Source organism: Buttiauxella sp. S19-1 (assembly GCF_022134725.1).
GTDB classification, from domain to species: Bacteria; Pseudomonadota; Gammaproteobacteria; order Enterobacterales; family Enterobacteriaceae; genus Buttiauxella; species Buttiauxella ferragutiae.
On the sequence record NZ_JAHWLU010000008.1, the window covers coordinates 42,428 to 67,903 of the forward strand.

Below are 25,476 nucleotides of genomic sequence, written 5' to 3' on the forward strand. Positions count from 1 at the left end.
CCAAGCGGGAATAGCTCAGTTGGTAGAGCACGACCTTGCCAAGGTCGGGGTCGCGAGTTCGAGTCTCGTTTCCCGCTCCAAAATTTGATTTGGCTTTTACAGCCAGCACCACCCAAGCGGGAATAGCTCAGTTGGTAGAGCACGACCTTGCCAAGGTCGGGGTCGCGAGTTCGAGTCTCGTTTCCCGCTCCAAATTCTAATATCCAGTACAAATTATCCACAACGCTAAGTCGCGTCGGTGGTGGTTTTTACGTTCCTCAAAAACTATTGTGAACAGACTTATCCACAGCTTAGTTTTATTCCCTTCGATCGCTAATTATTTATTAATTTTTACATCTTTAGTTTAACTAATTGATTTAATTCATTTTTATAATGTTTAAAAATGTTAACTCGATCGCTTGCAGATTTTACATCGCTTGTGGGGCAAGGCTTTCAAATTTTTATTCACATCCTGTGGACATTTCACGCATCACGTTTTAACCCCTTTTCAATGACTCGAACCAGACGCTGTTTTTGCGGTAACTGGACTTCCGTTGCATTCGCGCTTCGTCTGGTTAATTGTTGCGCAATCGCCCAGTCGATGTGTTCGTCAAGAAGTGGGTGCTCACCTTTTCGTTGTTGTAGTGCTTCCAGAATCGCTTCATCCCATGGCGCATTACCCATCGCTACCGCAATATTTCGCAGCCAGCGCAAATGTCCAATGCGCCGAATTGCCGAACCTTCGGTTACCCGCAGGAAATACTCTTCACTCCAGGCGAATAACTCAACCAGCGGTGGTGCATGTAACGCACGGCGCGGGCTAAAGTCGTCTTCTGTGGTGAGTTGCGAAAAACGATTCCACGGGCAAATCAGTTGGCAGTCGTCACATCCATAGATGCGGTTACCGATTAATGGTCTGAACTCTTCGGGAATGGCGCCTTCAAGCTCAATGGTGAGGTAGGAGATGCAGCGCCTGGCATCCACGGTGTATGGCTCCACAATCGCGCCGGTTGGACAAATAGTCATGCAAGCCACACAGCGCCCACATTGTTCCTCGATAGCTTTATCAACAGGAAGAGGGATATCGACCAACAGCTCGCCGAGGAAAAAGAATGAACCGGCTTCCTGATTAAGGATAAGTGAGTGCTTACCTGTCCAACCCAGACCGGCTTTTTCTGCCAACGGGCGTTCAAGAATCGGCGCAGAATCCACAAAAGGTCTAAAATTCAGCGTGGAACAGTGGGACTGGATCATTTCACCCAGTTTTTTGAGCCGATTACGCAGCAGTTTGTGGTAGTCACGTCCAAGCGCGTAGCGGCTGATATAACCAATTTTGGGATTTTTGAGCGTTGAAGCGAAGGCTGCGTTTGCCGGAAGATAGTTCATGCGCACGCTAATCACACGCAAAGTGCCGGGGAGCAGTTCGTGAGGCCGGGCACGCATCATGCCGTGACGAGCCATCCAGTCCATCTCACCGTGGTATTGTTTATCCAGCCACATCTGGAGCGCAGGCTCGCTGGCGGTGAGATCGGTATCGGAAATTCCAACTTGCTGGAAGCCGAGTTCGATCCCCCACTGTTTAATATTTTGCGCTAATTGATTGAGATCGAGGGGCTGTGACATGACGGACCTGAGCCTAAAAATAACCGCTAAAAGTATACCACATTCAGTCTGGTCAGCAGACTGGCTGCGCACCGCTGAAAAGCAGGCGGCGGATGACTTAGGGTTAACGCTGTATGAATTGATGCAACGAGCGGGAGCGGCGGCGTTTAATTTAGCCCGTGAACTGTACCCGCAAACTCACCACTGGTTGATTGCATGCGGGCATGGCAATAACGGCGGTGATGGTTACGTGGTGGCTCGGCTTGCTCAGGCTGCTGGCATCCGCGTGACATTGCTGGCATTAGAAAGCGATAAAGCCTTACCGGAAGAAGCTGCTACAGCGCGCGATGCCTGGCTAAATGCCGCGGGTGTGATTCATGCAGCGGATACTGTCTGGCCCGATGATATCGACCTTGTGATTGATGGTGTGTTGGGAACCGGTCTGAATAGCGTGCCGCGTGAGGCTGCAGTACAGCTTATCGAACAATGTAATCAGTATTCGGCACCGGTCATTGCGCTGGATATTCCTTCAGGCTTGCTTGCAGAAACTGGGGCGACACCAGGTGCAGTGATACATGCCTCCCATACCCTGACGTTTATTGCTCTCAAACCTGGCTTACTAACGGGAAAGGCTCGGGATGTGGTCGGTAAACTGCATTTTCATGCGCTTGGTCTTGAAGAGTGGTTGCAAGGCCAGACAGCGCCAATTTCTCGCGTGGATAGCGCACAATTATCCGGCTGGCTACCGCCACGGAAACCTACTTCGCACAAAGGCACTAACGGGCGGCTGGTGGTTATTGGTGGTGATTACGGTACTGCCGGAGCGATTAGAATGGCGGGTGAAGCCGCATTACGGGCGGGGGCGGGTTTAGTCAGAGTGCTGACACGTATCGAGAACGTTGTACCATTGCTCACTGCTCGTCCGGAATTAATGGTTCAGGAACTGACTGCACAAACGCTTGATGAATCTCTTGAGTGGGCTGATGTGGTGGTCATTGGCCCAGGTTTAGGGCAGCAGGAGTGGGGCAAAAGCGCCTTACAAAAAGCAGAGAACAGTCAGAAACCGATGTTGTGGGATGCCGATGCGCTTAACCTTCTGGCAATCAATCCCGATAAACGTCAGAATCGCGTGATTACGCCGCATCCTGGAGAGGCTGCCAGGCTATTAAATTGTACCGTATCTCAAATTGAGAGTGACCGCTTACTTTCCGCGGACCGCCTGGTAAAACGTTATGGTGGAATTGTGGTCTTAAAAGGTGCCGGTACGATTGTGGCCAGCCAAAGTGGTGAGTGCGCAATGATTGATGTGGGTAATGCTGGCATGGGCAGTGGTGGAATGGGGGATGTGCTGTCCGGAATTATCGGAGCGTTGCTGGCACAGAAGTTAACCCCGTATGATGCTGCTTGCGCTGGTTGTGTTGCTCATGGTGCTGCTGCTGACATGTTAGCCCATCGCTACGGCACGCGTGGCATGTTAGCGAGCGACTTATTAACGACGTTGTACCCTTTTGTTAACCCGGATTTGAATAGCAAAGAAAATGATTAATCGAGTAATCGCATTACCTGATGAAGCTGCGACATTAGAGTTGGGGGCCCGTTTGGCTAAAGCCTGCGAAGGTGCCACCGTTATTCATCTGTATGGTGACCTGGGCGCAGGGAAAACGACATTTAGCCGTGGTTTTATACAGGCGCTAGGCCATAAAGGGAACGTTAAAAGCCCAACCTATACGTTGGTGGAGCCGTACACCCTCGGCGATTTGATGGTGTATCACTTCGATCTTTACCGTCTTGCCGATCCAGAAGAACTCGAGTTTATGGGAATCCGTGACTATTTCACCAATGATGCAATCAGTCTGGTGGAGTGGCCGCAACAAGGTCAGGGTGTGCTTCCAGAACCGGATGTCGAAATCCACCTAAGTTACCAGGCTTGCGGGCGCGAAGCGTGTCTGAAAGCAGTTTCCTCATCTGGTGAGTCGTTACTGGCGCGGTTGGCCAAATAACAAGGATGACGGGATGATCTCTCGCGTAAAAAGTTGGTTGATGGCGGTGTGTTTACTGGTACTGACTGTACAGGTCAACGCCGCAAATTTAGCAGATATTCAGGTATCAAATGGTGATTCGCAGGCGCGGATCACCTTCAGTTTTATTGGCGACCCTGAATATGCTTTTTCTCAGGATGATAAAAAAAGCGTTGCTCTGGATATCAAGCAAACCGGTGTTATTAGAGGTTTGCCGCTGCTATTCAGTGGCAATAATCTGGTGAAAAGCATTCGATCCGGGCAACCTAAAGATAGCGGTTCTTTACGTCTGGTGGTGGACCTCACCCAGCCAGGTAAAACACGAGCGGTGAAACAGCAGCACGGCGCTAATTATACGGTGGTATTTACCATTAATGCCGATGCACCGCCGCCGCCACCTCCACCGCCACCAGTAGTGGCGAAACGTGTTGAAGTGTTGCCAGTAACACGTCCCGCTGAACCGGCAAAAAATCCTTTTAGTTCTCAAACCGTAACCGGTGCCATGAGTTCGAATACCGTCACGCATCCGGCACGAGCGAAACGCACCACCACTCAATCCGATACTATCGTCGTCGCCATTGATGCCGGTCACGGTGGGCAAGATCCTGGCGCGATTGGCCCCGGTGGTACCAAAGAGAAAAACGTCACTATTTCTATCGCCCGTAAACTTCGTGAGTTGCTTAATGACGACTCCATGTTTAAAGGTGTGCTCACTCGCGATGGCGACTATTTTATTTCAGTGATGGGGCGTTCAGATGTCGCCCGTAAGCAGAACGCCAATATTCTGGTGTCGATTCATGCTGATGCCGCACCAAATCGCGATGCCACAGGGGCTTCTGTCTGGGTGTTGTCAAATCGCCGGGCGAATAGCGAAATGGCAGGCTGGCTTGAGCAACACGAAAAACAATCCGAGTTACTTGGCGGCGCGGGCGATGTGCTGGCCAACAGCCAGGCGGATCCTTATCTCAGCCAGGCGGTGCTGGATTTGCAATTCGGCCATTCTCAGCGCGTCGGGTATGATGTGGCAACCAAAGTTCTGGCGCAGATGCAGCGGGTAGGCGCGTTACATAAACGCCGTCCGGAGCATGCGAGCCTTGGGGTGTTACGTTCCCCGGATATTCCTTCTGTGTTGGTGGAAACCGGGTTTATCAGTAACCATTCGGAAGAGCGTCTGCTGGATAGCGATGATTATCAGCAAAAAATTGCCCAGGCTATTTATCAAGGGTTAAAGGATTATTTCCTGACGCATCCGCTACAATCAGCACCTGACTCTTCTCAGACCGCACGCTCAGGCTCAGGTGTCGATCAGGTCGCGATTACTCAATAAGGATATTTCATGCCGATTCAGGTTTTGCCGCCGCAACTTGCCAACCAGATTGCGGCTGGCGAAGTGGTAGAGCGCCCCGCGTCGGTGGTGAAAGAACTGGTTGAGAACAGCCTTGATGCGGGTGCTACGCGGATTGATATTGATATCGAACGTGGTGGTGCCAAGCTCATTCGCATTCGCGACAATGGCTGCGGGATTAAAAAAGATGAGCTGGCGCTGGCGCTGGCTCGTCATGCCACCAGTAAAATCGCTACACTTGATGACCTTGAAGCCATTATTAGCCTTGGTTTTCGTGGTGAAGCGCTGGCGAGTATTAGTTCAGTTGCGCGGCTGACGTTAACGTCGCGTACTGCTGAACAAAGCGAGGCGTGGCAGGCTTATGCCGAAGGACGCGAACAAGATGTGACGGTTAAACCTGCCGCACATCCTGTTGGAACCACGCTCGAGGTGTTGGATCTGTTCTACAACACGCCTGCCCGGCGCAAATTTATGCGCACCGAAAAAACTGAATTCAACCACATTGATGAAATAGTCAGACGTATTGCGCTGGCGCGCTTCGATGTGTCAATTAATCTCACCCATAACGGTAAAGTGATACGTCAGTACCGTGCTGTAGCGGAAGGCGCACCACGTGAACGCCGCCTTGGGGCAATCTGCGGTACTGCATTCCTCGAACAAGCGTTGGCCATCGAATGGCAACATGGTGATTTGGCGTTGCGTGGCTGGGTGGCTGAACCGTCTGCCACCACGTCAGCGCTTGCTGAGATTCAATACTGTTATGTGAATGGACGCATGATGCGCGATCGCCTGATCAACCATGCGATCCGCCAGGCCTGTGAAGATAAGCTTGGGGCCGAGCAACAACCCGCATTTGTGCTATATCTTGAAATTGATCCGCATCAGGTGGATGTGAATGTGCATCCCGCTAAGCATGAAGTCCGTTTTCATCAGTCGCGCCTGGTACATGATTTTATCTACCAGGGCGTGTTAAGCGTTTTGCAACAGCAGAGCGAAAATCGTCTACCGTTGGAAGAGACTGCGGAAGATCCACAACCGCGCTGGCAGCCTGAAAACCGCGTTGCATCGGGGCGGAATCAGTTTGCGACCCCTGCTCCGGCAACGACACATCGCGAAGCGGCATATCGTGACGTTGCACCACGTAGTTCTGGGGAAAATATCCCTGGGCATAGCGGTGGGGGCGTGAATAAAGTCGCACCATTGTGGCCCCATGCTGCACCCGGTTTTCAGAAGAAAGAAGGTGCGTTGTACCGCGAGTTACTGAATACACCCGCATCTGCGGTGGAGAATCGTGTTGCTGAGCCTGAAGTTTTCGAGGCGTTAGATGCACATGCGCAAAGTTTTGGCCGCGTACTGACGGTTCTTCCTCCGGACCTGGCGTTGCTGGAACGCGAAGGCAAATTGATGCTGCTTTCACTAAGCGTAGCTGAGCGCTGGTTGAGAATGGCGCAGCTCGTGCCGGGTAGTGAAGGCGCTCGAGCCCAACCGTTGTTGATACCCGTTCGGTTGAAGGTGGCCAAAGAAGAACAGGATGTTTTGCTGAAAAATCAATCACTGTTGCTGGAAATGGGCATCGAATTTGTTGCGGAGTCGCGTCAGATAACAATTCGCACGGTACCTTTACCTTTGCGTAAACAAAATTTACAAATCTTGATTCACGAACTGCCAGGATACCTGGCGCAACAGACAGAGGTTAGCGCAACACAGATTGCTCAATGGTTTGCTCGTCAAATGGACGGCTTTCATGAACAATGGAACCAGTCACAGGCAATTGCCCTGCTGGCTGACGTAGAGCGTCTTTGTCCGCAACTGGTGAAATCACCACCTGGCGGTTTGTTACAACCTGTTGATTTACAATTGGCGATGAACGCCCTGAAACATGACTGAAGTTAAGCAAAACCTGCCACAGGCAATTTTTTTGATGGGGCCGACGGCCTCAGGTAAGACAGCGTTAGCCATTAATTTGCGTAAAACGTTGCCGGTAGAGTTGATAAGCGTCGATTCGGCCCTTATCTATCAAGGGATGGACATCGGTACCGCGAAGCCAACGGCAGAAGAACTCGCCCAGGCTCCGCATCGGTTACTTGATATTCTCGACCCGGCACAGGCTTATTCCGCCGCAGATTTCCGGCGTGATGCACTGGCTGAAATGGCGGAAATTACCGCTGCAGGACGTATCCCCTTATTAGTAGGGGGAACGATGCTCTACTTCAAGGCATTGTTAGAAGGTTTATCGCCGTTGCCATCCGCCTCTCCTGAAGTTCGGGAACGGATAGAAAAACAGGCAGCAGAGCAAGGATGGGATGCGTTGCACCGTGAATTAGCACTGGTTGATCCGGTTGCCGCTGCTCGTATTCATCCAAATGATCCACAAAGGCTTTCCCGGGCACTGGAAGTTTTTTTCATTTCGGGTAAAACTTTAACGGAACTGACACAAACGTCAGGAGAAGCTCTGCCTTACCAGGTGCATCAGTTCGCCATCGCCCCGGCGAGCCGTGAACTGCTCCATCAAAGAATTGAGCAGCGTTTTCATCAGATGTTAGCTTCGGGATTTGAAGCTGAAGTACGGGCTCTTTTTGCCCGTGGTGATTTGCATACGGACATGCCTTCCATTCGTTGTGTGGGTTACCGGCAGATGTGGTCTTATCTGGCGGGTGAAATTCCTCATGATGAAATGGTTTATCGTGGTATTTGCGCGACGAGACAATTGGCTAAGCGTCAAATGACCTGGTTGAGAGGTTGGGAAGGTGTTCACTGGTTAGACAGTGATAATCCGTCCCAGTCTTACAACGATGTAGTACAGGTAGTTAGTGCGAAGCATCAATGAATGTGTACAATTGAATCGTTATGGTGCGCAGTATCTTACGCAGTTTTTCAGAGCCTCAGGGCTCTTGAGTTACAAACAACAAGCATATAAGGAAAAGATAGAATGGCTAAGGGGCAATCATTACAAGATCCGTTCTTGAACGCACTGCGTCGCGAACGTGTTCCAGTTTCTATTTATTTGGTGAATGGTATTAAGCTGCAAGGTCAGATTGAGTCTTTTGATCAGTTTGTGATCCTGTTGAAAAACACGGTTAGCCAGATGGTCTATAAGCACGCGATTTCAACTGTTGTTCCGTCTCGTCCGGTATCTCATCACAGCAATAACACCGGTACTAGCGGTTCTGGCAGCTACCACCATGGTGGAAGTGCGCAAGGTTCTGCGCCACAACAAGACAACGAAGACGCTGAATAAGGCATAACGTTGTTTTTCCAAGCCGGGGAACCAGGGATGCTGGGTTCCCCGCTGGTCTTTTTGAGAGGTTATACGCTTGTTTGACCGTTATGATGCCGGTGAGCAGGCGGTGCTGGTACACATCTATTTTACGCAAGACAAAAACAAAGAAGATCTGGATGAGTTTGAATCTCTGGTCTCTTCAGCTGGTGTCGAAGCGTTACAGGTGGTTACTGGTAGCCGTAAAGCTCCTCACCCGAAGTATTTTGTTGGTGAAGGTAAGGCAATTGAAATTGCCGATGCAGTGAAAGCCACTGGGGCATCGGTCATTTTATTTGATCATGCGTTGTCTCCTGCTCAGGAGCGTAACCTCGAAGCGCTGTGTGAATGTCGTGTCGTCGACAGAACCGGCCTGATTTTAGATATTTTTGCTCAACGTGCGCGTACCCATGAAGGTAAATTGCAGGTTGAGCTGGCTCAGTTACGTCACATGGCAACTCGCCTTGTGCGCGGCTGGACCCACCTTGAGCGTCAGGGAGGGGGGATAGGTTCACGAGGCCCTGGGGAAACTCAGCTCGAAACCGACCGCCGTTTACTGCGCAATCGGATTATGCAGATCCTTGGTCGCTTAGAACGAGTCGAAAAACAGCGTGAGCAAGGGCGAAGATCGCGTGCCAAGGCTGATGTCCCAACCGTTTCTCTGGTGGGCTACACCAACGCCGGCAAATCCACCCTGTTTAACCAAATAACAGCGGCAGATGTTTATGCCGCAGATCAGTTGTTTGCTACGCTGGATCCAACATTGCGTCGTATTAACGTCGCCGATGTGGGTGAAACGATCCTGGCGGATACAGTAGGATTTATTCGTCACCTGCCACATGACTTAGTGGCAGCATTTAAAGCAACCCTGCAGGAAACTCGTCAGGCGACATTGTTATTACATGTGATTGACGCAAGTGATCTCAGGATCGAGGAAAACATTGCCGCGGTTGATACCGTTCTCGAAGAGATTGAGGCTAATGAAATTCCTGCGCTAATGGTGATGAATAAGATAGATATGTTGGACGACTTTGTTCCTCGTATCGACAGAGATGATGAAAATATGCCGATACGGGTCTGGCTTTCTGCCCAGACCGGTGATGGCGTTCCACTGCTTTTCCAGGCTTTGACTGAGCGTTTATCTGGTGAAATTGCACAGCATACGTTGTGCTTGCCCCCCCAGGCTGGGCGACTGCGAAGCCGTTTTTATCAGCTTCAGGCAATCGAAAAAGAGTGGATGGAGGAGGACGGCAGTGTTGGCTTACAAATTCGTATGCCTATTGTTGACTGGCGTCGCCTCTGTAAACAAGAACCGGCACTCGTTGACTACATCGTTTAGCAAGTCAAGGGACTGTCCTGAAGACTTTTTCCCCTTAGGGGGATATCACCGCACAACAAATATGGAGCATAAACATGGCGTGGAATCAGCCCGGTAATAACGGACAGGACCGCGACCCGTGGGGAAGCAGCAAACCAGGCGGCGACTCTGGGGGTAATAAAGGAGGGCGGGATCAGGGGCCTCCTGATCTTGATGATATCTTCCGGAAATTAAGCAAAAAACTCGGCGGCCTTGGTGGCGGTAAAAGCGGTGGTGGTGGCGGTACCGGCGGCGGTTCTTCACAGCTTCCGCGTCCACACATCGGTGGTCGTATGGTCGGCATTGTTGCTGCCGTAGCCGTGGTTATTTGGGCTGCTACTGGGTTCTATACCATCAAAGAAGCTGAACGTGGTGTGGTGACTCGTTTTGGTCAATTCAGCCATTTGGTTGAGCCAGGTCTGAACTGGAAACCAACATTTATTGATAAAGTCACTGCGGTAAACGTTGAAGCAGTTCGCGAATTGGCGGCTTCTGGTGTGATGCTGACCTCTGACGAGAACGTGGTTCGCGTCGAAATGAACGTCCAGTATCGCGTGACCGATCCGCGTCGCTATCTGTATAGCGTAACCAGTGCAGACGACAGCTTGCGTCAGGCAACCGACAGCGCACTGCGTGGTGTTATTGGTAAATACACCATGGATAAGATCCTCACCGAGGGTCGTACCATTATTCGTAATGATACTCAGCGTGAACTGGAAGAAACCATTCGTCCGTACAACATGGGTATCACCTTACTGGACGTTAACTTCCAGACAGCTCGTCCACCGGAAGAAGTAAAAGCTGCGTTTGATGACGCGATTTCTGCGCGTGAAAACGAACAGCAATACATCCGTGAAGCTGAAGCTTATACCAACGAAGTTCAGCCGCGTGCTAACGGCCAGGCGCAGCGTATTCTCGAAGAAGCTCGCGCTTATAAAACACAGACAGTGTTAGAAGCGCAGGGTGAAGTTGCACGCTTTGCGAAGCTGTTGCCAGAGTACAAAGCCGCACCGGAAATCACCCGTGAGCGTCTGTATATCGAAACCATGGAAAAAGTGCTTAGCCATACTCGTAAAGTTCTGGTTAACGACAAAGGCGGCAACTTGATGGTTCTGCCTCTGGATCAGATGCTGAAAGGTGGCTCTCAGCCTGCAGCAAAGAGTGACAGCAGTGGCGCGAATAATCTGTTGCGTTTGCCACCTGCATCCGGCTCTAGCAGCGGTAGCGCCAGCACACCGTCCTCAACTAGTCAGGGCGATATCATGGATCAGCGCCGCGTGAACGCGCAGCGCACTGATAACCAGCGCGTAGGGAGTGAATAACGATGCGTAAGTCAGTCATTGCTTTAATTATCATCGTGCTGGTGGTGCTGTTTACCTCGGTCTTCGTGGTACAAGAAGGTGAGCGCGGGATTACGTTACGCTTTGGTAAGGTGTTGCGTGATGATGAAAATAAGCCGGTGGTCTACGAGCCAGGTCTGCATTTCAAAGTACCGTTTATCGAGTCAGTTAAAACTCTTGATGCGCGTATTCAGACCATGGATAACCAGGCCGACCGCTTTGTAACCAAAGAGAAGAAAGACCTGATCGTTGATTCTTATATCAAATGGCGTATCAGTGATTTCAGTCGCTACTATCTGGCAACCGGTGGTGGTGATGTTTCTCAAGCTGAAGTGCTGTTAAAACGTAAATTCAGTGACCGTCTGCGTTCTGAAATTGGTCGTCTTGATGTGAAAGACATCGTGACCGATTCCCGTGGTCGCCTGACTCTGGATGTTCGTGATGCGTTGAACTCAGGTTCTGCGGGTGCTGACGATGAAGTGTCAACGCCTGCTGCGGATGATGCGATTGCATCGGCGGCGGCGCGTGTGACTCAAGAAACCAATGGCAAAGTGCCTGTGGTTAACACGAACAGTATGGCGGCTCTGGGTATTGAAGTGGTCGATGTGCGTATCAAGCAGATCAACCTGCCAGCAGAGGTTTCTGAAGCAATCTACAACCGTATGCGTGCAGAGCGTGAAGCCGTTGCTCGTCGTCACCGTTCACAAGGCCAGGAAGAAGCTGAGAAGCTGCGTGCTACCGCCGACTACGAAGTCACTCGTACTCTGGCAGAAGCTGAGCGTCAGGGCCGTATTAGCCGTGGTGAAGGTGATGCTGAAGCTGCCAAACTGTTTGCAGACGCATTTAGCCAGGATCCAGACTTCTATGCCTTTATTCGTAGCCTGCGTGCTTACGAGGCCAGCTTCAATTCTGGTCAGGACGTGATGGTGCTAAGTCCGGAGAATGATTTCTTCCGCTACATGAAAACGCCAGCGAACAGTTCACGTTAATTTTCGCGAGTTATACAAGAGCCGGTCTGACCGGCTCTTTTTTTATTGGTGTTTGAGGGAAATATGAATTCGACTATCTGGATGGCATTAGCGTTAGTTTTAGTGCTCGAAGGACTCGGGCCAATGCTTTACCCGCGTATGTGGCGCCGAATGATTGCCGCTTTAACTCAGCTTCCCGACAATACGCTGCGCCGTTTTGGTGGTGGTCTAGTGGTTGCAGGTATTGTTATCTACTACATGTTGAGTCGAAGCGGTGGTTGAGTCACATTGAGGGCGATGATTACCATTTTGCATACTAAAAGGGCTGATCATCGAAGAAACCGATGGTAGAATCCTTTTTTAAGCAAACGGTGATTTTGAAAAATGGGTAACAACGTCGTCGTACTGGGCACCCAATGGGGTGACGAAGGTAAAGGAAAGATCGTAGATCTTCTGACTGAACGGGCTAAATATGTTGTGCGCTACCAGGGCGGTCACAACGCAGGCCATACTCTCGTAATCAACGGTGAAAAAACCGTTCTTCATCTTATTCCATCAGGTATTCTGCGTGATAACGTTACCAGCATCATCGGTAATGGCGTTGTGCTGTCTCCTGCTGCACTGATGAAAGAGATGAAAGAGCTGGAAGACCGTGGGATTCCGGTACGTGAGCGCCTGCTGTTATCTGAAGCATGTCCACTGATCCTTGATTATCACGTTGCGCTGGATGTGGCTCGTGAGAAAGCTCGTGGTGCGAAAGCTATCGGTACTACCGGTCGTGGTATCGGTCCTGCATATGAAGACAAAGTGGCCCGTCGTGGCCTGCGCGTTGGCGACTTGTTCGACAAAGCCACCTTTGCAGACAAACTGAAAGAAGTTCTGGAATACCATAACTTCCAGCTGGTTAACTTCTATAAAGTTGAAGCGGTTGATTACCAGAAAGTTCTGGACGATGTCATGGCAGTTGCTGACATTCTGACCAGCATGGTAGTTGATGTGTCCGACCTGCTGGACGGCGCACGTAAACGCGGCGACTTCATCATGTTCGAAGGTGCTCAAGGCACACTGCTGGACATCGACCACGGTACCTATCCGTACGTGACCTCTTCCAACACCACCGCGGGTGGCGTGGCAACAGGTTCCGGCATTGGTCCACGTTATGTTGATTACGTTCTGGGTATTATCAAAGCGTACTCTACTCGCGTTGGCGCAGGTCCGTTCCCAACTGAGTTGTTTGATGACATCGGCGAGTTCCTGTGCAAACAAGGTAACGAGTATGGTGCTACCACTGGCCGTCGTCGTCGTACCGGTTGGCTGGACATCGTTGCTGTGCGTCGCGCAGTGCAGATTAACTCCCTGTCAGGTTTCTGCCTGACCAAGCTCGACGTACTGGACGGCTTGAAAGAAGTTAAACTGTGCGTAGGCTACCGTATGCCAGATGGCCGTGAAGTGACTACCACTCCAATGGCTGCTGACGACTGGGAAGGTATCGAGCCAATCTACGAAACCATGCCAGGCTGGTCAGAAACCACCTTTGGCGTGAAAGAGCGTAGCGGTTTGCCTCAGGCAGCACTGAACTACATCAAACGCATTGAAGAGCTGACCGAAGTACCAGTGGATATTATTTCTACCGGTCCGGACCGTTCTGAAACCATGATTCTGCGCGATCCGTTCGACGCATAATGATGTGATGGGGTGTGCGCATAGCACGCCCCAACTGCTTTATCCTGCCGTTTTATCTACCTTCCCCGTTAAATAAATTAGCTGGCAACCATATGGCTGGTTTATCATCAATATATCGCCCTGATGGCGAAAAGCGTTTCCCCTCCCACCCTAGAGGTTGATGTGCAGTTAACGAGTTTTACTGATTACGGTTTACGTGCTTTGATTTACATGGCGTCTTTGCCTGAAGGCAAGATGACGAGCATTTCTGAAGTCACAGAAGTGTATGGTGTATCACGTAATCATATGGTGAAAATCATCAATCAACTCAGTCGCGCAGGCTATGTGACGGCAGTGCGCGGCAAAAACGGTGGCATTCGCCTCGGCAAGCCGGCGGTATCTATCCGTGTCGGTGATGTGGTGCGCGAGCTGGAACCGCTTTCTTTGGTGAACTGTAGCAGTGAGTTTTGTCATATTACCCCCGCATGTCGCCTGAAACAGGCACTGGCCCAGGCGGTGCAAAGCTTTCTTACAGAGCTGGATAAGCACACCCTGGCCGATTTGGTGGACCAAAACCAACCGCTCTACAAATTATTGCTGGTGGAATAAATCACGATTTCCTCAGCAAATGACAACGGAGGAACCGCAATGTCAAAAGATCCTTTTCAGGAACGAGAAGCCGAAAAATACGAAAACCCGATCCCAAGCCGGGAGTTTATTCTCGCTCATCTCTCCAAACGTGAAAAACCAGCCAATCGTGACGAACTGGCTGAAGAACTGAATATTACCGGTGAAGAACAACTTGAAGCGCTGCGTCGCCGTTTGCGAGCCATGGAACGCGATGGACAGTTGGTCTTTACCCGCCGCCAGTGTTACGCCCTGCCAGAACGTCTCGATTTGCTAAAAGGCAAAGTCATTGGCCATCGCGATGGTTTTGGTTTCCTGCGCGTAGAAGGTCGTAAAGACGATCTCTACCTTTCATCTGAGCAGATGAAAATGTGCATGCATGGCGACATCGTGCTGGCGCAGCCGCTGGGTGCCGACCGTAAAGGCCGTCGCGAAGCGCGTATTGTGCGCGTACTTGAGCCAAGAACCGGGCAAATCGTTGGCCGCTACTTTACCGATGCCGGTATTAGTTTTGTGGTGCCAGACGACAGCCGCCTGAGCTTCGATATCCTTATCCCACCAGAAGGGGTAATGGGCGCACGCATGGGCTTTGTGGTAGTGGTTGAACTGACTCAGCGTCCAACTCGCCGCACCAAAGCTGTAGGTAAAATTGTTGAGATTCTTGGCGACAACATGGGCACCGGCATGGCTGTCGATATGGCGCTGCGCACCCATGAAATCCCATACGTCTGGCCGCCAGAAGTCGAAGCACAAGTCGCTTCACTTAAAGAACAGGTGCCGGAAGAAGCCAAAATTGGCCGCGTGGATTTGCGTGACCTGCCGCTTGTCACCATCGATGGTGAAGATGCGCGTGACTTCGATGATGCCGTGTTCTGTGAGAAGAAACGTGGCGGCGGCTGGCGTTTATATGTCGCTATTGCCGACGTAAGCTATTACGTTCGCCCGCCAACCGCGCTGGATAAAGAAGCTCGTAACCGTGGCACGTCAGTTTACTTCCCATCGCAGGTTATCCCGATGCTGCCGGAAGTGCTGTCCAACGGCTTGTGCTCGCTCAATCCACAGGTTGACCGTCTGTGTATGGTCTGTGAAATGACCATCTCTTCGACGGGCCGTCTGACTGGCTCGAAATTCTACGAAGCGGTAATGAGCTCCCATGCGCGTCTGACCTACACCAAAGTGTGGCACATGTTGCAGGGCGACCAGGAACTGCGCGAGCAATATGCGCCGCTGGTTAAGCACATTGAAGAGCTGCATAACCTGTATAAAGTGCTGGATGTTTCCCGTGCGCAGCGTGGCGGCATCTCGTTTGAAAGCGAAGAAGCGAAGTTTATCTTCAACGCCGAGCGCCGTATTGAACGCGTTGAGCAAACCGTTCGTAACGACGCGCATAAACTTATCGAAGAGTGCATGATCCTCGCGAATATCGCGGCGGCACGCTTTGTCGAGAAAAACAACGAACCGTCACTGTTCCGTGACCACGATCGTCCAACTAACGAGGCGATCACGTCATTCCGTTCGGTGCTGGCTGAACTAGGTCTGGAACTGCCTGGCGGGCAGAAACCAGAACCGCGTGATTATGCTGAATTGCTGAACTCGATTGCCGATCGCCCGGATCATGAAATGCTGCAAACCATGCTGCTGCGTTCCATGAAACAGGCCGTTTACGATCCAGAAAACCGTGGTCACTTCGGCCTGGCGCTGCAATCTTACGCGCACTTTACTTCACCGATTCGTCGTTACCCGGATCTGTTGCTGCACCGTGCGATTAAGTATCTGCTGGCAAAAGAGCAGGGTCATAAAGGCAACAGCACCGAGTCTGGTGGCTGGCACTATGAGATGGACGAAATGCTGCAGCTTGGCCAGCATTGTTCCATGGCAGAACGCCGCGCCGATGAAGCGACGCGCGATGTTGCCGACTGGCTGAAATGCGACTTTATGCAGGATCAGGTCGGTAATACCTTTACTGGCATCATCGCCAGCGTTACCGGCTTCGGCTTCTTTGTACGCCTGACGGATCTGTTTATCGATGGCCTGGTACACGTTTCCACTCTCGATAACGACTACTACCGTTTCGACCAAATCGGGCAGCGCCTGATTGGTGAATCCGGTGGTCAGACTTATCGCCTGGGTGACCGTGTCGAAGTGCGCGTTGAAGCCGTCCACATGGACGAGCGTAAAATTGATTTTGCTCTGATTTCCAGCACTCGTGTTCCTCGTGGCGCGGGTAAAACTGAGAAAGACCGAGCGAAAAAAGGCGCAAACGGCAACGGGCCAAAACGTCGTCAGGGCGGTAAACGCACGAACTTCGAGCCAGACAGCACTTTCCGTAAAGAGAAAGGGCCAGCCAAGCCGAAGAAAGCGAAAGCCGAGAAAAGCGCCGACACAAAAGCCGAGCCGAAAGCGAAGAAACCAAAAACGCAGTCGGACAAAACTCGTAAAATAGCCGCCGCTACGAAAGCCAAGCGCGCTGCGAAGAAGCAGCCGAGCTAACGAATAATACCTCTCACCCTAACCCGATCGGTTTTCTCCCTCTCCCTGGGGAGAGGGCCGGGGTGAGGGTGACCATATCAGCATTAACAACGGTGCATCAGCACCTGAAATGAGTAACAGTAATGAGTGAAATGATTTACGGCATTCACGCCGTCCAGGCACTGCTTGATAACGCCCCTCAGCGTTTTCGGGAAGTCTTTATTCTTAAAGGCCGTGAAGACAAACGTCTGATGCCTTTAATTCATGCGCTGGAAGCTCAGGGTGTGCCGGTTCAAATGGCAAACCGCCAATGGCTGGATGAAAAATCTGAAGGCGCGGTGCACCAGGGCATTATTGCTCGCGTGAAACCGGGTCGTCAGTATCAGGAAAATGATATTCCAGACCTGCTTGCCAGTATCGATACCCCGTTCCTGCTTATTCTGGATGGCGTTACCGATCCCCACAACCTCGGTGCCTGCCTGCGTAGTGCAGATGCCGCTGGCGTGCACGCGGTTATCGTTCCGAAAGACAGATCTGCCCAGTTGAACGCGACTGCCAAGAAAGTGGCCTGCGGTGCCGCAGAGCACGTTCCGCTTATCAGTGTGACCAACCTGGCTCGCACTATGCGCTTATTACAGGAATCGAACGTCTGGATCGTCGGTACAGCGGGCGAAGCTGACCATACTTTATTCCAGAGCAAAATGACCGGCCCAATGGCGCTGGTGATGGGCGCTGAAGGTGAAGGCATGCGTCGCCTGACGCGTGAACATTGCGATGAGCTGATTAGCATCCCAATGGCCGGAACGGTTTCTTCATTGAACGTTTCCGTTGCGACCGGTATTTGCCTGTTCGAAGCTGTGCGTCAACGCAGTTAATCTCTTGTGGGGTGCGCTCGCACCCCGCTTTGTGATCCTCCTCCATGCATAAGCGCTGTCACCGTCCATACTAATGGCTATGCCATTAATGGGAGGGAACACGATGCGCTGGCAAACTCATACCGTTTTTAACCAACCAATACCCCTCAACAACAGTAACCTTTTTCTTTCTGATATTTCGTTAACCGAAGCTGTTTTACGTGAAGGTGCTGGCTGGGATGCTGAACTTCTGGCGAGTATTGGCCAACAACTCGGCTCGGCTGAATCGCTGGAACTCGGGCGGCTGGCAAACGCGAATCCCCCTGAATTACTTCGTTATGACTCTAGCGGCGAACGGCTTGATGATGTGCGCTTTTATCCTGCCTGGCATTTGTTGATGCAGGGATTGTGCGCCAATCGGGTTCATAATTTGCCGTGGCAGGAAGATGCCAGGCAGGGCTCGTTTGTTGCCCGTGCAGCGCGTTTTGTTCAGCACGCACAAGTGGAAGCGGGCACGTTATGTCCGATAACCATGACATTTGGTGCGATCCCTCTCTTGCTTAAGCATCTACCCAAAGAGTTTCAACCGTGGCTGAAGCCGATGCTCAGCGATCGTTACGATGCCCATCTTGCACCCGGTGCGCAAAAACGTGGCCTGTTGATTGGCATGGGGATGACCGAAAAGCAAGGTGGCTCGGATGTACTCAGCAACACCACTCGCGCTGAAGCCATCGACAAACGCGGCCCTGGCGAAATGTATCGCATAGTCGGCCATAAGTGGTTTTTCTCCGTTCCACAAAGTGATGCTCATTTGGTTCTGGCACAGGCGAAAGGTGGGTTGTCCTGCTTCTTCCTGCCGCGCTTTTTACCGGATGGGCAGCGCAATCAGGTTCGCTTTGAGCGGTTGAAAGATAAGCTTGGTAATCGTTCAAACGCCAGCAGTGAAGCCGAGTTTCTCGATGCAACAGCATGGCTTATTGGCGAGGAAGGCGAAGGGATTCGTTCGATTCTGAAAATGGGTGGCTACACCCGTTTTGATTGTGCATTGGGTAGCCATGGCCTGATGCGCCGTGCGCTCTCGGTTGCGTTGTATCACGCACATCAACGGCAAGCATTCGGCAAGACGCTGATCGACCAGCCTATTATGCGCCAGGTGCTTGGACGAATGGCATTGCAACTTGAAGGGCAAACGGCGTTTCTGTTCCGTCTGGCTCGCGCCTGGGAATCACCTGCTAACCCACATGAATTGGCCTATAGCCGCCTCTTTACCCCAGCTGCCAAGTTTAGCGTCTGTAAATCAGGTATCCCGTTTGTCGCAGAAGCGATGGAAGTACTCGGGGGAATCGGCTATTGCGAAGACAGCGAATTACCTCGTATTTATCGTGAAATGCCGGTGAACAGTATTTGGGAAGGCTCCGGCAATATCATGAGCCTTGATGTGCTGCGTGTTTTGACTAAACAGCCGGGTGCTATGGAAATGCTGCATGCAGAATTTGATGAGGTAAAGGGGCAAAACCGGCATTTCGATCGTAGCTGGCGGCAGTTGCAACAGCGGCTGCACAAACCACAAGAAGAGTGGGGCAGGGAACTGACACGGCTGCTGGCGCTACTGGCAACCGGCGCACAAGTTTTACAACATCTCTCTCCACCGTTGGGCGAGGCCTGGTGTCGTATGATGCTGGATTCGCGTGGGGAAAGTGTATTACCGAATCAAGTATTGATTGATGTGCTGCTGCGAGCGACGGGGCGTACTGGATAGAAACATAAAAGCCAGCGCTATAGCGTTGAGCTAAATGGCTGCTGGCTTATTTACGCATAAATAATGGCTTGTACACGCCAGCCTTCAGCAAGCTGGTTTTCCTGCATTTTGACGATACGATAGTAAGACGCACCGTGCTCATCGGCCTTTAAGGCAATGACTTTTTCCACATCTTGCACGGTACCGGCGATACCGTTTACTGAAATCATGCCGATTTCATTCAAACCCGTCACACAATCTGCGGCAACATCTTCTGCCGATTGCGCCGATGTTGTAATTAGCCCCACGGACAGCAGTAATGAGGTTAAGGCAAGCGATCGTTTCATAGTTAGCTCCTTTATACTTACCCTAAATCAGCAGGGCATTCCTTCGCGTTAGTTGAACTCCAGACCTGTCCGTTGGCTGAAGTTCATTGTGCATAACAAACGATCAGTTGACGCAAAGCTGTGTAAATCTTAATAAAGGTAAACACCGCACTGCATTACTTGCGATACAAAATTGCCTGGGCATACCACTGTCCCGGAACCACCGTCTCATCGTTTAACAAGATTTGGTAGTAATCCGCTTTCGCAGCAATTGCTTTCTCTTTTATCGCTCGCTCAGAGTCCATTGGTGAGCCGCGTTCGAGTGCTGTCACTGTCCCTATTTTGGTTAATCCTTGCGTTTGCGAACGCTGAATTTCCTGAGGACTTTCGGTTACCGGCGGTGCGGGTTGCGGTGTACCCTGTAACACGCTACAGGCACTGAGTGCTGTCACAAGTAGCAAAGCTGATAGCAGTCGCATGATCGTTTCTCGTCTCTTAATAGCCATAGTGTAGCCCCGGTTTTTTTCTGGGAAGAGGGAATGTTCCCATTCTGTTAGCTTCCCCGCGCTTTTTAATCACTTTCGAATGAAAATCGCTAAGCAGATCTCATAGTGAATAAGAATCTATGTAAGCACATGGCTTGCCATCTAGTGAATGCTGGCTTACAAAAGAAGACGCATAATGATCCGGAGCGATTCCAATGATAGAAATGTACACCGAGCAGTTAGGCGGTATCGAAGTTCTGCATGCTGTACCTGCCGGGAAAAAAGAAAGCAAACTGCCGGTAGTTTTTTTCTATCACGGTTTTACGTCATCCAAACTGGTGTACAGCTACTTTGCTGTCGCACTCGCTCAGGCCGGAATGCGCGTGATTATGCCTGATGCCGAGCAGCATGGTTCCCGTTTCAATGGAGACGATGCGGCGCGGCTGTATCAATTCTGGTCGATTCTCAAACAAAATATTGATGAGTTTTCTCAGCTTCACAAGGCACTGTGCGAACGTTATCCCATAGATGAACATCGTGTTGCAGTAGGTGGTGCGTCGATGGGAGGAATGACCGCTCTTGGAATTATGGCGCGTTACCCGCAAGTGAGTTGTGTGGCATGCCTGATGGGGTCGGGATATTTCATATCGCTTGGTAAAAGTTTGTTCCCACCGCAGGTGTTAGATCTGGAATCACTTAACAAACTTGCAGACTACGACATCAGCCATCAACTGGAAAAGGCCGGGAACCGGCCACTAATGCTGTGGCACGGCGAAGAAGATGACGTAGTTCCGGCGGCAGAAACCTGGCGTTTACAACAGGCACTGATTGAGAAGGGGCTGGACAAACAGCTTCTTTGCTTGCGTGAACCGGGAGTGAAGCATCGTATTACCCCTTCAGCGCTTGAGGCGACCAGCCGCTTTTTTAGCGAATATCTTTGATTACACAAGAATGACCTGCACACCCTGATCTTCAAGCTTTTTGACCACTTCAGGGTTTGCTTGTTTACCGGTGATGACTAAATCAATTTGCTCAGCCCGGCTAAAAAGCATACCTGCACGTTGGCCCACCTTCGAGCTATCAACCAGTACTGCCAGTTTACCCACCACACCTAGCATCTTCTGCTCAGCCATTGCCGTCAGCATGTCAGTTTTATAAAGCCCTTCCGCAGTCAAACCCTTACCGCTGGTAAACATCCAGTGTCCGGCGTACAGCGAAGTATCGTTATCTTGAGGCCCAAGGGTGATGGAATGGCTTTTATTGTACTGACCGCCCATGATCACCACACTTTCATGTTCTTGATCGATAAGATAATTAGCAAGCGGCAGATAGTTAGTAATGATCTGCACGGGTTTTCCGCAGATCTGCTGGCCGAGTAAAAAAGCGGTCGACCCACAGTTAATCACCACACTTTCTCCCTGTTTTACGAGGGCAGAAGCGGCGCTGGCAATACGGCTTTTCTCATCATGATTTTGCGCCAGATGTATATTCATTGGCGTCCAACGTAAGCGCTGCTGGCTAATGGCTTCGGCACCATTGCGGACTTTTTTTAACCTGCCGCTTTCATCCAGTTTGTTGATATCACGACGTGCTGTAGCGGGAGAGATTGCCAGGCGTTCCATAACTTGTTCGACAGTAACAAACCCAGTCTGCTGGAGCAGATCAAGCAAGATTTGGTGGCGTTGTGCTTCGGTCATGCTTATTCCCGAGGAAAGATGATTTTTAAAGATGATATTTGAAAAATAATGAAACACCTAAAGTTATGCTGAAGATGCCGGGCGTAAACCCGGCTTTATGTTATTACAGGAAGGATTTGAACGGTAAGTCTGGTTCGAGGGTAAAGCAGTCATCAAAACCGCGAGGATAGTGATATTCGAATAAATCTTTATCCAACGGCCAGGTAAACTTGCCACCAACTTGCCAGATAAACGGCTTAAAACCGTATTTCAGGCGATCTTTCTTCATGTTCCATAAGACGCGGATTTCTTGTGGATCGGCCTGGAAATTCGACCAGATATCATGATGGAACGGGATGACAACTTTAGTATTCAGTGACTCCGCCATACGTAAAATATCAGCACTGGTCATTTTATCGGTGATCCCGCGTGGGTTCTCGCCATAAGAACCGAGTGCCACATCAATCTGGTGGTCATTGCCATGTTTGGCATAGTAGTTGGAATAGTGGGAGTCGCCACTGTGATACAGATTGCCGCCTGGTGTTTTGAACAGATAATTTACCGCCCGCTTGTCCATGCCATCCGGCAGTACGCCCAGTGCTTTTTCATCCGCAGGTAGTGTAATAAGTGCAGTGCGATCAAAGGCATCCAGCGCATGAATTTCAATATCTTTCACTTTCACAATATCGCCAGGCTTCACCACAATGCAGCGTTCGCGTGGAACTCCCCAGCCAATCCATAAATCAACGCAGGTTTGTGGCCCGATAAACGGCACATCATCAGCGCAATTTTGCATTACGGCAGCAACCACGTTGACGTCGATATGATCGTTGTGATCATGCGTCGACAGCACTGCATCAATATGACGAATGGCGAAAGGATCGAGCACGAATGGCGTGGTACGCAAGTTTGGTTGTAGCTTCTCGACGCCAGCCATGCGCTGCATTTGATGGCCTTTTTTCATTAGCGGGTTACCGTGGCTTTGTTTGCCGGTTCCGCACCAAAAATCTACACAGATATTCGCACCACCCTGAGATTTCAACCAGATACCCGTGCAGCCCAGCCACCACATGGCAAAAGTGCCAGGAGCGACAACTTCCTGCTCAATTTCTTCATTCAGCCAACTTCCCCACTCCGGGAAGGTGTTCAATATCCAGGATTCGCGGGTAATCGTCTTAACCTTGCTCATCATTTCTCTCCTTTCCATTCAGAATTTAAAATCAATAGTGGTCATTAAATGATTTAATTTGATTGATATTGACATCAAAAAATTAACTTGAGAAGTGTTTTTTAGTTTTCTTGTTTGCTGTTTGATTCCATAAAAAACTCACTTAATGACATCGCTGCAGTGCTTTACTCTCACTATTCACATGATATTTAGTGATTATTTGTCTGAATTTATTATGAAGCATTAACCATTGTGAAACTGTGGAAAATAAATTGCGTGGCATCTCACAATTAATCATTTTCAATCTTGTTGTGATTATTTTTGACAAATAAAGTGAGGGCGAACATTACTTCAGCCTGTTTTCTCATCAAAACAGGGAGCGACTACCCTACGGAGAGCTTTATGGAGATCCTCTACAACGTCTTTACCATCTTTTTTAACCAGGTAATGACCAACGCCCCGCTGTTGTTGGGGATTGTCACTTGTCTTGGCTACTTGCTGCTGCGAAAAAGCGCCAGTGTGATTATCAAAGGCACCATTAAAACCATTATTGGTTTCATGCTGTTACAAGCAGGCTCTGGCATTTTGACCGGCACGTTTAAACCGGTAGTGGCAAAAATGTCTGAGGTTTATGGAATTAATGGCGCGATCTCAGATACCTATGCCTCAATGATGGCCACTATCGAAAGGATGGGGGACGCTTACAGTTGGGTGGGGTACGCGGTGTTGCTGGCGCTGGCTCTCAACATAACTTATGTGCTGTTACGGCGCGTGACGGGGATTCGCACCATCATGCTGACTGGGCACATCATGTTCCAGCAAGCCGGTTTAATAGCGGTGTTCTTCTTTATTCTCGGGTATCCGATGTGGACGACCATCATCTGCACCGCTGTTCTGGTTTCCCTCTATTGGGGCATCACCTCAAACATGATGTACAAACCTACGCAAGCTGTGACGGAAAATAGCGGTTTTTCCATTGGCCACCAACAGCAATTCGCCTCGTGGATCGCCTATAAAATTGCGCCGTATTTGGGCAAAAAAGAGGAGAGCGTTGAAGACCTCAAACTGCCCGGTTGGCTCAACATCTTCCATGACAATATCGTTTCCACTGCCATTGTAATGACGCTGTTTTTCGGTGTGATTCTTTGCTCATTCGGCATTGATGTCATGCAGGCTATGGCGGGTAAAACACACTGGACTATCTACATATTGCAAACCGGCTTCCAGTTCGCCGTGGCGATTTTCATTATCGTGCAGGGCGTCAGGATGTTTGTTGCTGAACTCTCCGAAGCGTTTAACGGTATTTCGCAGCGCTTGATTCCCGGTGCGGTGCTTGCCATTGACTGTGCGGCTATCTATAGCTTTGCGCCTAACGCCGTGGTGTGGGGCTTTATCTGGGGAACCATCGGCCAGCTTATCGCTGTCGGTATTCTCATCGCCGCTGGCTCCTCCATCATGATTATTCCTGGTTTCATCCCGATGTTCTTCTCGAACGCCACCATTGGCGTGTTTGCCAACCACTTTGGCGGCTGGCGTGCTGCACTAAAAATCTGCCTGGTGATGGGCATGATTGAAATCTTCGGTTGCGTTTGGGCGGTAAAACTTACCGGACTCAGTGCCTGGATGGGCATGGCCGACTGGTCGATTCTGGCACCTCCGCTAATGGAAGGATTAACACTGGGCCTGTGGTTTATGGGGGTCGTGATAGTCATTGCACTGGTTTACATGTTCTTCGCCGGGCGCACCTTGCGCCAGGAAGAAGATGCTGAAAAACAACTGACGGAATCTTCCGCCAATTAAGGAATTGAGATTATGACCGTACGAATTCTGGCTGTATGTGGTAACGGGCAAGGCAGTTCCATGATCATGAAAATGAAAGTGGATCAGTTTTTGACGCAGCAAGGTGTTGATCATTCCGTAAACAGTTGTGCCGTGGGGGAATACAAAAGTGAACTGAGCGGTGCCGATGTGATTATCGCTTCGACGCACATCGCAGGTGAAATCACCGTGACCGGCAACAAACATGTGGTGGGGGTTCGCAATATGCTTTCTGCGGCGGATTTCGGACCAAAGTTGATGGAAGTGATCACCGCGCATTTTCCTCAGGATCTGAAGTAAGGAACGCCAATGAAATTACGTGATTCTCTGGCACAAAACCATTCCGTACGTTTACAGGCTGAAGCCAAAACCTGGCAGGACGCGGTAAAAATCGGCGTCGATTTGCTGGTGGAGGCAGACATCGTCGAACCGCGATATTACCAGGCGATTCTCGATGGTGTGGCGCAATTTGGCCCTTACTTCGTTATCGCTCCGGGCCTTGCTATGCCGCATGGTCGCCCAGAGGAAGGAGTGAAAAGCACCGGTTTTTCACTGGTGACGCTGAAAACACCATTGGTGTTCAACCATGAAGATAACGACCCAGTGGACATCCTCATCACTATGGCGGCCGTTGATGCCACCACCCATCAGGAAATCGGCATCATGCAGATTGTGAATCTGTTTGAAGATGAAGCCAATTTTGACCGTTTACGCGCCTGCCGTTCCGAACAGGAAGTGCTGGATTTAATTGACCGCGCTACGGCGCTGGCAACTGCTTAAGGAGCTTT

General features: G+C 50.6%; 24 protein-coding genes and 2 tRNA genes. 21 read left to right on the forward strand and 5 right to left on the reverse strand.

Annotation, left to right across the window (positions count from 1 at the left end):
- Nucleotides 1–4: 4 nt before the first annotated feature.
- Nucleotides 5–80: transfer RNA gene (locus tag MES37_RS03555), tRNA-Gly, on the forward strand.
- 36 nt (nucleotides 81–116) lie between these two features.
- Nucleotides 117–192, forward strand: a tRNA-Gly gene (locus MES37_RS03560).
- A gap of 270 nt (nucleotides 193–462) precedes the next feature.
- Here MES37_RS03560 and queG read toward each other — a convergent pair.
- A complete protein-coding gene (queG, locus tag MES37_RS03565; RefSeq protein WP_121814470.1) occupies nucleotides 463–1,602 on the reverse strand; it encodes a tRNA epoxyqueuosine(34) reductase QueG in 1,140 nt (379 codons plus the stop codon).
- On the opposite strand from queG, the gene nnr reads away from it, so the two are divergent.
- The 15 genes from nnr (at nucleotide 1,601) to MES37_RS03640 (ending at nucleotide 19,236) form a co-directional block, all read left to right on the forward strand.
- The gene (nnr, locus tag MES37_RS03570; RefSeq protein ID WP_133522960.1) at nucleotides 1,601–3,127 is read left to right on the forward strand and encodes a bifunctional ADP-dependent NAD(P)H-hydrate dehydratase/NAD(P)H-hydrate epimerase; all 1,527 of its coding nucleotides are present in this window, start codon (nucleotides 1,601–1,603) and stop codon (nucleotides 3,125–3,127) included. The two genes, queG and nnr, sit on opposite strands and share 2 nt — an antisense overlap.
- The gene (gene tsaE / locus MES37_RS03575; RefSeq protein WP_064540762.1) at nucleotides 3,120–3,581 is read left to right on the forward strand and encodes a tRNA (adenosine(37)-N6)-threonylcarbamoyltransferase complex ATPase subunit type 1 TsaE; all 462 of its coding nucleotides are present in this window, start codon (nucleotides 3,120–3,122) and stop codon (nucleotides 3,579–3,581) included. Before nnr ends, tsaE begins: the two co-directional genes overlap by 8 nt.
- Before the next feature lie 13 nt (nucleotides 3,582–3,594).
- Nucleotides 3,595–4,926 carry an N-acetylmuramoyl-L-alanine amidase AmiB gene (gene amiB / locus MES37_RS03580; protein ID WP_232887170.1) on the forward strand — a complete coding sequence of 444 codons (1,332 nt, stop codon included), beginning with the start codon at nucleotides 3,595–3,597 and terminating at the stop codon, nucleotides 4,924–4,926.
- Between the two features lie 9 nt (nucleotides 4,927–4,935).
- The gene (gene mutL / locus MES37_RS03585; RefSeq protein ID WP_237930081.1) at nucleotides 4,936–6,831 is read left to right on the forward strand and encodes a DNA mismatch repair endonuclease MutL; all 1,896 of its coding nucleotides are present in this window, start codon (nucleotides 4,936–4,938) and stop codon (nucleotides 6,829–6,831) included.
- Nucleotides 6,824–7,771 (forward strand): tRNA (adenosine(37)-N6)-dimethylallyltransferase MiaA, encoded by a 948-nt coding sequence (miaA, locus tag MES37_RS03590; RefSeq protein WP_064540755.1) that lies wholly within the window; start codon nucleotides 6,824–6,826, stop codon nucleotides 7,769–7,771. Before mutL ends, miaA begins: the two co-directional genes overlap by 8 nt.
- A gap of 102 nt (nucleotides 7,772–7,873) precedes the next feature.
- A complete protein-coding gene (hfq, locus tag MES37_RS03595) occupies nucleotides 7,874–8,182 on the forward strand; it encodes an RNA chaperone Hfq (RefSeq protein ID WP_034461169.1) in 309 nt (102 codons plus the stop codon).
- 76 nt (nucleotides 8,183–8,258) lie between these two features.
- Nucleotides 8,259–9,539, forward strand: a complete 1,281-nt coding sequence (gene hflX / locus MES37_RS03600; protein ID WP_064540752.1) for a ribosome rescue GTPase HflX — start codon at nucleotides 8,259–8,261, stop codon at nucleotides 9,537–9,539.
- Nucleotides 9,540–9,613: 74 nt separating this feature from the next.
- A complete protein-coding gene (gene hflK / locus MES37_RS03605) occupies nucleotides 9,614–10,879 on the forward strand; it encodes an FtsH protease activity modulator HflK (RefSeq protein ID WP_064540749.1) in 1,266 nt (421 codons plus the stop codon).
- 2 nt (nucleotides 10,880–10,881) lie between these two features.
- The gene (gene hflC / locus MES37_RS03610; protein ID WP_064540746.1) at nucleotides 10,882–11,886 is read left to right on the forward strand and encodes a protease modulator HflC; all 1,005 of its coding nucleotides are present in this window, start codon (nucleotides 10,882–10,884) and stop codon (nucleotides 11,884–11,886) included.
- A 63-nt stretch (nucleotides 11,887–11,949) separates the two neighbouring features.
- A complete protein-coding gene (locus tag MES37_RS03615) occupies nucleotides 11,950–12,147 on the forward strand; it encodes a DUF2065 domain-containing protein (RefSeq protein ID WP_064540742.1) in 198 nt (65 codons plus the stop codon).
- A gap of 102 nt (nucleotides 12,148–12,249) precedes the next feature.
- Complete coding sequence (locus MES37_RS03620) at nucleotides 12,250–13,548, forward strand: adenylosuccinate synthase (protein ID WP_064540740.1); 1,299 nt, start codon at nucleotides 12,250–12,252, stop codon at nucleotides 13,546–13,548.
- 162 nt (nucleotides 13,549–13,710) lie between these two features.
- The gene (gene nsrR, locus MES37_RS03625) at nucleotides 13,711–14,136 is read left to right on the forward strand and encodes a nitric oxide-sensing transcriptional repressor NsrR (protein WP_034492795.1); all 426 of its coding nucleotides are present in this window, start codon (nucleotides 13,711–13,713) and stop codon (nucleotides 14,134–14,136) included.
- 39 nt (nucleotides 14,137–14,175) lie between these two features.
- Nucleotides 14,176–16,644, forward strand: a complete 2,469-nt coding sequence (gene rnr, locus MES37_RS03630; RefSeq protein ID WP_133522963.1) for a ribonuclease R — start codon at nucleotides 14,176–14,178, stop codon at nucleotides 16,642–16,644.
- Nucleotides 16,645–16,766: 122 nt separating this feature from the next.
- On the forward strand, nucleotides 16,767–17,498 hold the full coding sequence (rlmB, locus tag MES37_RS03635) for a 23S rRNA (guanosine(2251)-2'-O)-methyltransferase RlmB (RefSeq protein ID WP_034492799.1): 732 nt from the start codon (nucleotides 16,767–16,769) through the stop codon (nucleotides 17,496–17,498).
- A gap of 103 nt (nucleotides 17,499–17,601) precedes the next feature.
- The gene (locus MES37_RS03640; protein WP_237930082.1) at nucleotides 17,602–19,236 is read left to right on the forward strand and encodes an isovaleryl-CoA dehydrogenase; all 1,635 of its coding nucleotides are present in this window, start codon (nucleotides 17,602–17,604) and stop codon (nucleotides 19,234–19,236) included.
- A gap of 50 nt (nucleotides 19,237–19,286) precedes the next feature.
- Here MES37_RS03640 and MES37_RS03645 read toward each other — a convergent pair whose 3' ends face one another.
- Both MES37_RS03645 and bsmA read right to left on the reverse strand, forming a co-directional pair.
- A complete protein-coding gene (locus MES37_RS03645) occupies nucleotides 19,287–19,562 on the reverse strand; it encodes a DUF1471 domain-containing protein (protein WP_064540730.1) in 276 nt (91 codons plus the stop codon).
- Between the two features lie 155 nt (nucleotides 19,563–19,717).
- Entirely contained in the window at nucleotides 19,718–20,047 is a 330-nt protein-coding gene (gene bsmA, locus MES37_RS03650) for a biofilm peroxide resistance protein BsmA (protein WP_064540727.1), read from the reverse strand.
- Between the two features lie 194 nt (nucleotides 20,048–20,241).
- Between bsmA and yjfP the strand changes: the two genes are divergently transcribed.
- Entirely contained in the window at nucleotides 20,242–20,967 is a 726-nt protein-coding gene (gene yjfP, locus MES37_RS03655) for an esterase (RefSeq protein WP_121814464.1), read from the forward strand.
- On the opposite strand, the gene ulaR is transcribed toward yjfP, so the two are convergent.
- Nucleotides 20,968–21,723 (reverse strand): HTH-type transcriptional regulator UlaR, encoded by a 756-nt coding sequence (ulaR, locus tag MES37_RS03660; protein WP_064540721.1) that lies wholly within the window; start codon nucleotides 21,721–21,723, stop codon nucleotides 20,968–20,970.
- Between the two features lie 103 nt (nucleotides 21,724–21,826).
- Nucleotides 21,827–22,891, reverse strand: coding sequence for an L-ascorbate 6-phosphate lactonase (gene ulaG / locus MES37_RS03665; RefSeq protein ID WP_237930083.1), 1,065 nt, complete (start codon nucleotides 22,889–22,891; stop codon nucleotides 21,827–21,829).
- A 381-nt stretch (nucleotides 22,892–23,272) separates the two neighbouring features.
- On the opposite strand from ulaG, the gene ulaA reads away from it, so the two are divergent.
- From ulaA to ulaC, 3 genes are read left to right on the forward strand one after another with little or no spacing between them, the layout of a single operon-like run.
- Nucleotides 23,273–24,670, forward strand: coding sequence for a PTS ascorbate transporter subunit IIC (gene ulaA / locus MES37_RS03670; protein ID WP_121814463.1), 1,398 nt, complete (start codon nucleotides 23,273–23,275; stop codon nucleotides 24,668–24,670).
- Between the two features lie 12 nt (nucleotides 24,671–24,682).
- On the forward strand, nucleotides 24,683–24,988 hold the full coding sequence (gene ulaB / locus MES37_RS03675; RefSeq protein WP_064540712.1) for a PTS ascorbate transporter subunit IIB: 306 nt from the start codon (nucleotides 24,683–24,685) through the stop codon (nucleotides 24,986–24,988).
- A gap of 9 nt (nucleotides 24,989–24,997) precedes the next feature.
- Nucleotides 24,998–25,468, forward strand: coding sequence for a PTS ascorbate transporter subunit IIA (gene ulaC, locus MES37_RS03680; RefSeq protein WP_064540709.1), 471 nt, complete (start codon nucleotides 24,998–25,000; stop codon nucleotides 25,466–25,468).
- Nucleotides 25,469–25,476 lie beyond the last annotated feature (8 nt).